This window comes from Micromonospora globispora (genome assembly GCF_003857015.1).
Lineage (GTDB): Bacteria > Actinomycetota > Actinomycetes > Mycobacteriales > Micromonosporaceae > Micromonospora > Micromonospora globispora.
The window spans coordinates 33,958-44,312 of the sequence record NZ_QGGF01000292.1 but is presented as its reverse complement, the minus strand read 5'-3'; the positions used below and the strand labels follow the sequence as shown (position 1 = coordinate 44,312).

Here is a 10,355-nt window from a genome sequence, read left to right as displayed (position 1 = left end):
ATCAACCGGCTCAAGCGCAACCGCGCCGTGGCCACCCGATTCGACAAGCTCGCCGTGCGCTACGAAGCCACCGTGCACATCGCCGCGATCAGCGAGTGGCTGTGACCGACTTCGACACAGGCTCTAGCTCCGGTACGGCGGTGACGACGACGTTGTCCCGGTAGTGCCGGGTCTTCGGTTCGATGAGACGAGCGGCCCACGCCGCAGCCGGCGGTACTGGCCAGCGCCGAGCTGTCGGCGTACGGGAAGACGCCGAAGGACGCCAACGGCGCGGCCCGGGTACTGGGAGACAACCAGTTGCACCTGCACGTGGCGAATCTCCCGACGGTTCCGGGGTATTACGAGGTCTGGCTTATCGATCCGCAGACGATGCGGATGTTCTCGGTCGGTACGCTCGGCAGGGGCTCGGGGGACGAGTTGCTGCCGCTGCCTCCGAACGTGGACCTCCGGACGTACTCGGTGGTCGACGTCTCCGCCGAGCAGTTCGACAACAAGCCCGCCCACTCCGGCGACAGTCTGCTGAGGGGCACCCTGACGGGCTGATCGGCGGGCCGGCTCAGCTCCCCGGCCCGCCGATCAGCTCCCTTCCCACCGTCACGGGAAGGGGCGCAACAGCAAGAGAGCCGCCATCCGGGACACCGGATGGCGGCTCTCTTGTGAGCCCGGTCGGGTCACTTGCGCTTGCGGATCTCCTCGGCGGCCTGCGGCACGACCTTGAACAGGTCGCCGACCACACCGAAGTCGGCCAGCTCGAAGATCGGCGCCTCGGCGTCCTTGTTCACCGCGACGATGGTCTTCGAGGTCTGCATGCCGGCCCGGTGCTGGATCGCGCCGGAGATGCCCAGCGCGACGTAGAGCTGCGGGGAGACCGTCTTGCCGGTCTGGCCGACCTGGAACTGGTGCGGGTAGAAGCCGGAGTCGACGGCCGCGCGGGACGCGCCCACGGCGCCGCCGAGCAGGTCGGCCAGCTCCTCGACCAGCTTGAAGTTGTCGGCGTTGCCGACACCACGACCACCGGAGACGACGACCGACGCCTCGGTGAGCTCCGGGCGGGAGCCCTTCTGCTCGGCGACCCGGTCGACGACCTTGGCCAGCTTGTCGGTGTCGCCCACGGTGACGGTGAGCTGCTCGACGGCCGGGCTGGCCGCGGCCGGGGTCGGGTTGACCGAGTTCGGCCGGACGGTGACCAGCGGCAGGCCCTTGGTGACCTTGGACTTGACGATGGTGGAGCCGGCGAAGGCAACCTGGGTCGCGGTGCCGTCGGCGGAGAGTGCCACCACGTCGGTCAGGATGCCGTTGTCCAGCTTGACGGCGAGGCGGGCGGCGATCTCCTTGCCCTCCTGCGACGAGGCGAGCAGCACGGCGGCCGGCTGCACCCGCTGCACCAGCCCGGCCACCACGGTGGCCTTCGGGGCCACCAGGTAGCCGTCGATCTCCTCGCCCTCGGCGGCGTAGATCTTCTCCGCGCCGTATTCGCCCAGCTTGGCGCTCAGCGCCTCGGCGGCGCCGGCGCCACCGAGCACGACCGCGCTGGGCGTGCCCAGCTCGCGGGCGAGGGTGAGCATCTCCAGGGTGACCTTCTTGACGCCGAATTCCCGGGTGGCTTCGACGACGACGAGAACCTCAGACATGTCCAGACCTCTCACACGAACTTCTCGGTGGCGAGGAACTCGACCAGCTTGACGCCGCCCTCGCCCTCGTCGGTGATCTTGGCGCCGCCGGAACGCGGCGGCCGCTTGGTGTGCTCCAGCACGGCGCTGGTCGCGCCGTCGAAGCCCACCTCGGTCGGGGCGACGCCGAGGTCGGCCAGGGAGAACGTCTGCACCGGCTTCTTCTTGGCGGCCATGATGCCCTTGAAGGAGGGGTAGCGCGGCTCGTTGATGGTGTCCCAGACGGAGACCACGGCCGGAGTTGAGGCGGTGACCACCTCGTAGCCCTCCTCGGTCTGCCGCTCGACGGTCAGCGTGGAGCCGTCGACGGTGAGCTTGCGCGCGCCGGTCAGCGCGGCGACACCCAGCCGCTCGGCGATCATGTGCGGCATGACCTGGACCCGACCGTCGGTCGACTCGGCGCCGCAGATCACCAGGTCCGCGTTGAGCTGGCTGAGCGCGGCGGCCAGCACCTTCGAGGTGGCGACGGCGCAGGACCCGTGCAGGGCGTCGTCCACCACGTGCACGGCCTTGTCCGGGCCCATCGAGAGCGCCTTGCGGATCGACTCGGTCGCCCGGTCCGGACCCATGGTCAGGACGGTGACCTCGCCGCCGTGCGCCTCCTTGATCTTCAACGCCTCTTCGATGGCGTACTCGTCCATCTCGTTGATGACGTTGTTCGCCGAACCGCGGTCGACGGTGTTGTCGTCAGAACGCAGGTTGCGGTCCGCGCCCGAATCGGGCACCTGCTTGACGAGTACGACGATGTTCATCGCGCTTCGACGACCCTCCTGTTTGGTGATGCGATCACTCGCCCGGTCTCGGGCGCAGCCTCCCGCGTGACTTAACGTTCGGTCAACCGCGGGCTGCTGTGCAGTTGCCCACGGCGCAACGTTACCCGCAAGTAGCATCGCCTCCTCAGGCACTCAGAGTGACACAGCTCACCGACGGGCGCGGAGCTGGGTAAGCTCCCAAAGCGGGAGGTGGCGTATATGTCGGAAAAGCGCCATAGCCGGGCGACGAGCCGCTCGGCGCCAGACGCCCGCGCCTGCCGCCGGCCGGCCGCCGACACCTACCGGTGCGCCTGCGGACGGGTCCGCGACCGCTGCGTCCGGACCAGCGTCCACGCGCTCTGGTCGGTCGAGGCCCTCACGCCGGCTCGGCCAGCGCCGTCCTGATCCGGTCGATCACCGCCGCCTCGGCCGGCGCCACCCCGCGGTGCGCCTGGGCCACCCGGTCCGCCGCGCCCAGCACCACCGACCGGTACGCGTCCAGTTCCTGCGGAGCCTTCTCCCGGAGGATCTCCAGCGCCCGGCTCAGCGCCGGCAGCACCACCGACTCGATCTCCAGCGCGGAGTCCCGGGGCAGCGTCGGCAGCGGACCGGTGGTCAGCGCCTCCTTCACCACCCCGCTGGCGTCGCCCAGCGCCCCGGACGCGGCGAAGCTCTCCCGAACCATCGCCAGCATCCCCGGCTGCGCGTTCGACACCAGGAAGACGGCGCCGAACGCCCCCGTCTTGAGGGTGAGCTGTTCCTCCGCCGTCAGCCGCTGCTCCATGATCACGGAGTGTAGACGTACGGGGTGGTCGTGGTGACCGCTACGAGCCCGAGCCGCTCCAGAATCGGCCGGCTGTCCGGCGAGCAGTCCACCTGGAGCAGGGTCTTGCCGCGCTGCTCCGCCAGGCGCGCCCGGTACGCGACCAGTGCCCGGTAGACGCCCTTCCGCCGCCACTCCGGCAGGGTCGAGCCGCCCCAGAGGGTGGCGAACCCGGTGTTGGCGATGTAGCGGACCCAACCGGCGCTGACCACCGTGTCGCCCGCCTCGGCCACCACGACCGTGATCGACTGCGGGTCGGCCTCGATCTCCTTCGCCAGCCCGGTCACCAGGTGGCTGCGGTCGTCGTGCCAGACCGCCTCCTCCATCGCGGCGATCCGCTCCAGGTCCTCCCGGGCGGTCACCTCGCGCAGGCGTACCCCGTCGGGCAGGACGGGCACGGCGCCGGCCAGCGCCGCGACCGGACCGACCACGACGGTCTCCTGGTCCTCGGGGACGAACCCGGCCGCGCGCAACCGGTCCGCCAGGTCGGCCGGCTGGTCGTGGCCGTTCAGCTTCCACTCCACCCCCTCGCCGCGCTGCCGGAAGAACTCCACCTGCCGGGCGATCAGCGCGTCCAACTCCGCCCCGGCCAGGCCGTCCAGCGTGCGGTACGTGATGAAGCCGCGCTGGTCCAGCCCGAGGATGCGGACCAGCGGGCCGTCCCGTTCCACGGTCACCCCCGCCGGCAGCGGCTCCGGGATCTCCGGGCGGATCTGGGTGTCGTAGGCCTCGCGCAACGTGCGGGCGTCAAGATCGGTCATCCTCCCAGGCTAGGCACCGAACAAAGCGGATAATCGATGACGTGTGGGAGACGATCAGGCGCTGGTTCGACCCGCGGGAGCTGCGGTCGGTGGGGCACGCCCCGGACTACCGGTTCTCGCTGGCCAACGAGCGGACGTTCCTGGCCTGGCTGCGTACCGGCCTTGCCCTGATCGCCGGTGGTCTGGCCGCGGCGCAGTTCCTGCCGCGGCTGCCGCTGGCCCATCTGCGCGAGGTGATCGCCGTCGCGCTGCTGCTGCTCGGCGGGGCCGTCGCCATCCGCGCAGTGGACCACTGGGCGCGTACCGAGCGGGCCATCCGGCTCGGGGAGGAACTGCCGGCTTCGCGCTTCCCGGCCGTACTGGCCCTCGCCGTGGCCATCGGCGCACTGCTGCTGATGATCGCGGTGCTGGTCCGGGGGGTCGGGTGACCCGCGACCCCGGGCTTCCCTCGGAACGCACCCGGCTGGCCTGGCGGCGCACCCTGCTGGCGCTCACCGGCGTCACCGTGCTGCTGGTCCGGCTCGCCTCCGCCGGCAACCTGGCCGCCGGACTGCTGGGCGGTGCGGCGGTGGTGGCGTGGCTCGCCATGCTCGCCCTGAACTGGTACCGGGCCACCGGCACCGGACCGCGACGCGGGGAGCATCTGGCGTTACCGATGACCGCGGTGACCGCCGCCGGTCTGGCGCTGCTCGGGGTGCTGCTGGTGGTTGCGGGGCTGCGCTGAACATCCCCGATGGTCCATCATGTCCCGCATGGTTCGCCTGTACGGGCTTCTCTTTCTGGCCGAGGTCTTCCTCGCCGTCTGCGCACTGATCAGCTGCCTCTCCGCCGAGGAGGGTGAGATCCGCGCGCTGCCCCGGATCGCCTGGGTGCTGATCATCCTGTTCTTCCCGCTGATCGGGTCCATCGCCTGGTTCGCCGCCGGGCGGGAGACCGGCCCGCGCCGGTCGCGCACCGCGTGGCCGATGGGGAACGGCTTCTCCGAGCAGGACCGCCGGCAGCGGCAGGTCGCGCCGGACGACGACCCGGCATTTCTGCAGTCCCTCGCCGAGCGTTCCCGCCGGCAGGACCAGGAGCTCCTCAGCCGCTGGGAGGAGGACCTGCGCCGCCGCGAGGAGGAGCTGCGCCGCCGGGAGAGCGGGTCGGCGCGCGAGCAGGACCGGCCCGAGGGCTGACCGGCGCCGCAGCCGTCGGCTGACCGCCCTGACCCGCCCCCGGGGAGGGGACCACCCTGGTACGGGCGTCGGGACGGCAGAATCAAGGCCGTGCGGATCAACCTGCTCGGGCCGCTGGAGGTCCACACCGACACCGGGACGCCGGTCGAGGTCGGTGGTGCCCGGCTGCGCCGACTGCTGATCCTGCTCGCGCTCGACGCCGGCCGACCCGTTGCGATCCGCCGTCTGGTCGACGGCGTCTGGGCGGGCGAGGCGCCGACCGGCGAGGCGAACGCACTGCAGGCGCTGGTGTCCCGGCTACGCCGGGCCGTACCGGGGCTGCCGGTCGAGGCGCACCCCGGCAGGTACCAGCTGGTCGTGGACCCGGACGCGGTCGACGCGCACCGCTTCGAGCGGGGCGTCACCACCGGCCGGGCGCTGCTCGCCGACGACCCGGAGCGGGCGTACGAGCGGCTGACCGAGGTGCTCGCGCTCTGGCGCGGGCCGGCGCTGGCCGACGTCGCCGATACCGACTTCGCCCGGGCGCCAGTGGCCCGTTGGGAGGAGCTGCGGCTGGCCGCGACCGAGGAGGTGACCGAGCTGCGGCTGACCCGGGAGGATCCGGCCGGGCTGGTGCCCGGGCTGCGGGAACTGGTCGCCGCCCACCCGCTGCGGGAGCGCCTCGCCGGGCAGCTGATCCGGGCGCTGCACCGCGACGGCCGCTCCGCCGAGGCCCTCGCCGAGTACGACCGGCTCCGCACCACCCTCGCCGATACGCTCGGCACGGACCCCGGTCCCGAGCTGGCCGCGCTGCACCTCGCGCTGCTGCGCGGCGACCGGCCGGACCCGGTCCCGCCGCCCGCCGTGCGGCCGCACCCCGACCGGAGCACTCCCCGGACCGCGCGCACGAACCTGCCTGCCGGGCTGACCAGCTTCGTGGGCCGGGAGGAGGCGCTCGACCGGGTCGGCGAGCTGCTCGACCACGCCCGACTGGTCACCCTGACCGGGCCCGGTGGAGCGGGCAAGACCCGGCTCGCGGTGGAGTCCGGCCGGGCCGCGCTGCACCGCTTCCCGGACGGCGTCTGCCTCGTCGAGCTGGCCCCGGTCACCGACCCCGCCGAGGTGCCGCAGACCGTGCTCACCGCCCTCGGTCTGCGCGAGCGCGCGCTCTTCGTCCGGGGCCGGGTCCCCGCCGGCGAGGCGAGCGATCCGATCGGCCGGTTGGTCGGCGCGCTGGCCCAGCGAAGCAGCCTGCTCGTGCTGGACAACTGCGAGCACCTGCTCGACGCCGCCGCCGCGCTGGTCGACCGCCTGCTGGCCGCCTGTCCCGAGCTGCGGGTGCTGGCCACGAGCCGGGAACCACTGGCCATCACCGGGGAGACCATCTGCCCGGTCGGCTCGCTGGCCCTGCCCCCGGCGGACGCCGACCCGTCGACCGCGCTGGCGTACCCGGCGGTGCGGCTGCTCGCCGACCGGGCCGCCGCGGTCCGCCCCGACTTCACCGTCGACGTCGCGTCCGTCGGGGCGGTGGTCCGGATCTGCCGGGCGCTCGACGGGATGCCGCTCGCCATCGAGCTGGCGGCCGCCCGGCTGCGGGCGATGACCGCCGGCCAGGTCGCCGCCCGGTTGGACGACCGGTTCCGGTTGCTCACCGGGGGCAGTCGCACCGCCCTGCCCCGGCATCAGACGCTGCGGGCGGTGGTGGACTGGAGCTGGGAACTCCTCGACCGGGGTGAGCGGGCACTGTGGCGGCGGATGTCGGTCTTCGCCGGCGGGGCCACACTGGAAACCCTGGAGCGGGTCTGCGCCGGCGGGGACCTCGACCGCGCGGACGTCCTCGACCGGCTCGCCGCGCTGGTCGAGAAGTCCCTGGTGCTGGTGGCCGGCGACGGCGAGCCGCGGTACCGGATGCTGGAGACCATCCGGGAGTACGGGCTGGACCGGCTGGTGGAGGCGGGCGAGGCCGACCAGCTCCGCCGGGCGCACGCCGCCGAGTTCCTCGCCCTGGCCGAACGGGCCGATCCGGAGTTGCGTGGCCGGGACCAGCTGCGCTGGCTCGCCCGGCTGGGCGCCGAACAGGACAACACGCACGCCGCGCTGCGCTGGGCGATCGGCACCGGTGACGTCGGCACGGCGGTCCGGTTCGCCGCGGCGCTCGGCTGGTACTGGTGGCTGCGCGGGCAACGCGCCGACGGCGCCGACCTGGCCGAGGAGGTACTCACCCTGGCCGAAGGGGTGGCGGCGCCGCCGAGCGTGCCGCTGGCCACCGCGTACGGGATCGGGTCGATGAATGTGCTCAGCTCCCGGGCCGACCTGTTGCTGAGCCAGCGGTGGCTGGCCCGCGCCACCGAGGTGACCGGGCGGCTGGACCAGCCGTCGGCGTTCCTCCGCCTGATGGGTCCGATGTCGACGGTCGGGGACGTACGCCACCAGCAGGCCGGATTGCACGCGCTGGCGGGATTCTTCGCGGACACCGATCCGTGGGTGGCGGCGGTGGCTCGGCTGATGCACGCGCACATGGAACTCAACGCCGGCCGGCCCGCCCGGAACGCGCTGGGCGATTTCCAGGCCGCCCTCGACCTGTTCGGCGCGGTCGGCGACCGCTGGGGACTGTCGACCACCCTCTTCTCCCTCGCCGACCTGGTCACCCGGCAGGGCGACCACGAGACCGCCGTGCAGCACCTGTCCCGGGCGGTCGACCAGGTACGTGACCTCGGCGCCGCCGAGGACCTGCCGCAGATGCGGGCCCGCCTGGCGCACGAGTACTGGCTGCTGGGCAAACAGGAGCACGCGCTCGACGTGCTCGCCGAGGCGCAGCGGGAGGCCGAGCGGGTCGGTACCGAGGAGGCGCTGGCCGCGGTGGCCGCGGCGTACTGCGAGATCCTGCGGGACCAGGCGGACTGGACGGCCGCGGCGACCTGGGCGGAACGGGCGCAGCGCCTGGTCGGTCGCCGATCGGTGGCATCCCAGTGGCGGGCGATGATCGCCACCGGCCTCGGCCACGTCGCGGTCGGGATGGGCCAACTTTCCGCTGCCCGGCAGCACCTCGACCGCGCCCTGGACCTGGCCGTCACGTCGATGGACGCCCCGGTCGTGGCGATCGCGGTGGTGGGCTACGCCGACCTGGTGCTGCGGGCCGGGGGGCCGGCCGACGCCGCCAGGCTGCTCGGTGGGGCGGACGGCATCCGGGGCGGCGACGACCAGAGCGCGCTGGACGCGCTGCGGGTGGCCCGGGCCGCCCGCGCGACGCTCGGCGAGGCGAGGTTCGCCGAGGCGTACGCGAGCGGCCGGGACAGCCGGCTGAACACGGTGCGGGACCTGATCCGGGTCACACTCGACGCTTGAGCGCCCGCACGGCGAGCGGGGCGAACACCGCGAGGATGCCGGCGGCCCAGATCAGCGCCTGCGCGGCCGGCCCGGCGACCGGGCCACCGACCAGCAGGCCGCGCAGCGCGTCGGCCAGGATGGTGACCGGGTTGACCTCGACCCAGCGCTGGAGCCAGGACGGCATGGTCTCGGTAGGTACGAACGCGTTGCTGGTGAAGGTCAGCGGGAAGATCACCATGAAGCCGAAGATCTGCACCTTGTCCGGCTCGCTGACCAGCACCCCGACCAGCACCGAGATCCACGAGGCGGCCAGCGAGAAGGCGAGCAGCAGGGCGAACGCGCCGAGCAGGCCGAGCACACCGTTGCCGAGCCGGAAGCCGAGGATCGCGCCGACGCCGACCAGCAGCGACACCGACCAGGCCTGCTTGACCGTGTCGGCGAGGATCCGGCCGGCCAGCGGGGACCAGCGGGCGATCGGCAGTGCCCGGAGCCGGTCGAAGACGCCCTTGGTGAGGTCGGTGTTGAGGCCGAAGCCGGTGGTCATGGTGGCGAAGAACGCGTTCTGCACGATGATCCCGGGCAGCGCGAACTTCAGGTAGTCGCCCGGGGATCCGGAGATCGCACCGCCGAAGACGTACGTGAAGAGCAGCACGAACATCACCGGCTGGATGCTCAGGTCGAGCAGTTCCATCGGGTTGTGCTTGATCTGCACCAGGCTGCGCCAGGCGAGGGTGAGGGTGTGCCGCAGACCGGCGGCGAGGCCGAGCCGGCGGGCCGGCGCGAGGGCAGCGGTCGCGGTGGCGGTGGCGGCGGTCATGCCAGGGTCCTTTCGCGCGCGTCGGCGGCCCGGGTGTCCTGCTCGGCCCGGTGCCCGGTGAGGGAGAGGAAGACCTCGTCGAGGCTGGAGCCGCGCAGGGCCAGCTCGGCCACGACGATCTCTGCCTGATCCAGCCGGCGAACGACGGCCGGCAGCACGCCCGGGTCGTTGACCGGCACGGAGACGGCCGTCTGGGCCACCTCCGGGGCCACGCCCGCGACCTCGTGAGTGATGGACACCACGGTCGGCAGGTCCGTCGGGTCGACCGGGCGGACGGTGAGGATCTGACCGCCGGTCTTGGCCTTCAGCTCCTCCGGCGTGCCCTGCGCGATGACCCGGCCGTGGTCGACCACCGCGATCTCGCCGGCCAACTGGTCGGCCTCCTCCAGGTACTGCGTGGTCAGCAGCACGGTCACCCCGTCGGCGACCAGGCCGCGGACGATGTCCCACAGCTCGTTGCGGCTTCGCGGGTCGAGCCCGGTGGTCGGCTCGTCGAGGAAGAGCACCTGCGGCCGGCCGACCAGGCTGGCGGCCAGGTCGAGGCGGCGCCGCATGCCACCCGAGTAGGTCTTCGCCGCCCGGTCCGCGGCGTCGGTGAGGTGGAAGTCGGCGAGCAGTTGCCGGGCGCGGGCCCGGGCGTCGGCCCGGCCCATGCCGAGCAGCCGGCCGATCAGCAGCAGATTCTCCGTGCCGGTGAGGGTCTCGTCGACCGACGCGTACTGGCCGGTGAGGCCGATCAGCTGGCGCACCCGGTGGGCATCCCGGCGGACGTCGTACCCGCCCACCGTGGCGTGCCCCTCGTCGGCAGCCAGCAGGGTGGCGAGCACCCGTACCGCCGTGGTCTTGCCCGCCCCGTTGGGTCCGAGCAGACCGAAGACCGTCCCGGCGGGCACGGCCAGATCGACTCCGGCGAGGGCCGTGGTGGCGCCGAAGCGCCGCACCAGTCCCTCCGCGCGGATCGCGTACGTCATGGGAACTCCCGTCGTTCTCGCTGGTCACCCCACGATGAGCGACGGCGCTGACGTTACGTCGACAGCCGCTGACATTCCGC

Annotated in this window: 10 protein-coding genes and 2 pseudogenes; 6 read left to right on the top strand and 6 right to left on the bottom strand. The window is 72.9% G+C overall.

The features are described from left to right. A pseudogene (locus tag DKL51_RS36345) lies at positions 1-105 on the top strand (IS5 family transposase); the annotation flags it as partial. A 90-nt stretch (positions 106-195) separates the two neighbouring features. Next, positions 196-543 (top strand): annotated as a pseudogene (locus tag DKL51_RS14355) (anti-sigma factor); the annotation flags it as partial. Between the two features lie 128 nt (positions 544-671). Here the strand turns inward: DKL51_RS14355 and DKL51_RS14350 are convergent. The 4 genes from DKL51_RS14350 to DKL51_RS14335 all read right to left on the bottom strand — a co-directional run bounded on the left by DKL51_RS14350 (position 672) and on the right by DKL51_RS14335 (position 4,006). Beyond that, a complete protein-coding gene (locus DKL51_RS14350) occupies positions 672-1,631 on the bottom strand; it encodes an electron transfer flavoprotein subunit alpha/FixB family protein (protein ID WP_124812155.1) in 960 nt (319 codons plus the stop codon). Positions 1,632-1,642: 11 nt separating this feature from the next. Then, a complete protein-coding gene (locus DKL51_RS14345) occupies positions 1,643-2,422 on the bottom strand; it encodes an electron transfer flavoprotein subunit beta/FixA family protein (RefSeq protein WP_124812154.1) in 780 nt (259 codons plus the stop codon). Between the two features lie 376 nt (positions 2,423-2,798). Further along, the gene (locus DKL51_RS14340) at positions 2,799-3,212 is read right to left on the bottom strand and encodes a hypothetical protein (RefSeq protein ID WP_185734799.1); all 414 of its coding nucleotides are present in this window, start codon (positions 3,210-3,212) and stop codon (positions 2,799-2,801) included. Further along, positions 3,209-4,006 carry a GNAT family N-acetyltransferase gene (locus DKL51_RS14335; protein WP_109944170.1) on the bottom strand — a complete coding sequence of 266 codons (798 nt, stop codon included), beginning with the start codon at positions 4,004-4,006 and terminating at the stop codon, positions 3,209-3,211. The genes DKL51_RS14340 and DKL51_RS14335 overlap by 4 nt, the downstream gene beginning before the upstream one ends. Positions 4,007-4,047: 41 nt before the next feature. On the opposite strand from DKL51_RS14335, the gene DKL51_RS14330 reads away from it, so the two are divergent. The 4 genes from DKL51_RS14330 to DKL51_RS14315 all read left to right on the top strand — a co-directional run bounded on the left by DKL51_RS14330 (position 4,048) and on the right by DKL51_RS14315 (position 8,505). Continuing rightward, the gene (locus tag DKL51_RS14330) at positions 4,048-4,434 is read left to right on the top strand and encodes a YidH family protein (protein WP_109944171.1); all 387 of its coding nucleotides are present in this window, start codon (positions 4,048-4,050) and stop codon (positions 4,432-4,434) included. Further along, on the top strand, positions 4,431-4,730 hold the full coding sequence (locus DKL51_RS14325; RefSeq protein ID WP_109944172.1) for a DUF202 domain-containing protein: 300 nt from the start codon (positions 4,431-4,433) through the stop codon (positions 4,728-4,730). Before DKL51_RS14330 ends, DKL51_RS14325 begins: the two co-directional genes overlap by 4 nt. A 28-nt stretch (positions 4,731-4,758) precedes the next feature. Then, entirely contained in the window at positions 4,759-5,181 is a 423-nt protein-coding gene (locus DKL51_RS14320; RefSeq protein ID WP_109944173.1) for a PLD nuclease N-terminal domain-containing protein, read from the top strand. Positions 5,182-5,271: 90 nt separating this feature from the next. Then, positions 5,272-8,505, top strand: a complete 3,234-nt coding sequence (locus tag DKL51_RS14315) for an AfsR/SARP family transcriptional regulator (protein ID WP_260428481.1) — start codon at positions 5,272-5,274, stop codon at positions 8,503-8,505. On the opposite strand, the gene DKL51_RS14310 is transcribed toward DKL51_RS14315, so the two are convergent. Both DKL51_RS14310 and DKL51_RS14305 read right to left on the bottom strand, forming a co-directional pair. Next, positions 8,489-9,304 (bottom strand): ABC transporter permease, encoded by an 816-nt coding sequence (locus tag DKL51_RS14310; protein ID WP_109944210.1) that lies wholly within the window; start codon positions 9,302-9,304, stop codon positions 8,489-8,491. The two genes, DKL51_RS14315 and DKL51_RS14310, sit on opposite strands and share 17 nt — an antisense overlap. Then, a complete protein-coding gene (locus DKL51_RS14305) occupies positions 9,301-10,275 on the bottom strand; it encodes an ATP-binding cassette domain-containing protein (RefSeq protein WP_124812153.1) in 975 nt (324 codons plus the stop codon). The genes DKL51_RS14310 and DKL51_RS14305 overlap by 4 nt, the downstream gene beginning before the upstream one ends. Between the last annotated feature and the right edge of the window lie 80 nt (positions 10,276-10,355).

Coding starts and splice junctions, on each gene's coding strand:
- DKL51_RS14345 (WP_124812154.1), bottom strand. CDS start 2,422: ATGAACATCGTCGTACTCGTCAAGCAGGTGCCCGATTCGGGCGCGGAC.
- DKL51_RS14350 (WP_124812155.1), bottom strand. CDS start 1,631: ATGTCTGAGGTTCTCGTCGTCGTCGAAGCCACCCGGGAATTCGGCGTC.
- DKL51_RS14305 (WP_124812153.1), bottom strand. CDS start 10,275: ATGACGTACGCGATCCGCGCGGAGGGACTGGTGCGGCGCTTCGGCGCC.
- DKL51_RS14335 (WP_109944170.1), bottom strand. CDS start 4,006: ATGACCGATCTTGACGCCCGCACGTTGCGCGAGGCCTACGACACCCAG.
- DKL51_RS14310 (WP_109944210.1), bottom strand. CDS start 9,304: ATGACCGCCGCCACCGCCACCGCGACCGCTGCCCTCGCGCCGGCCCGC.
- DKL51_RS14320 (WP_109944173.1), top strand. CDS start 4,759: ATGGTTCGCCTGTACGGGCTTCTCTTTCTGGCCGAGGTCTTCCTCGCC.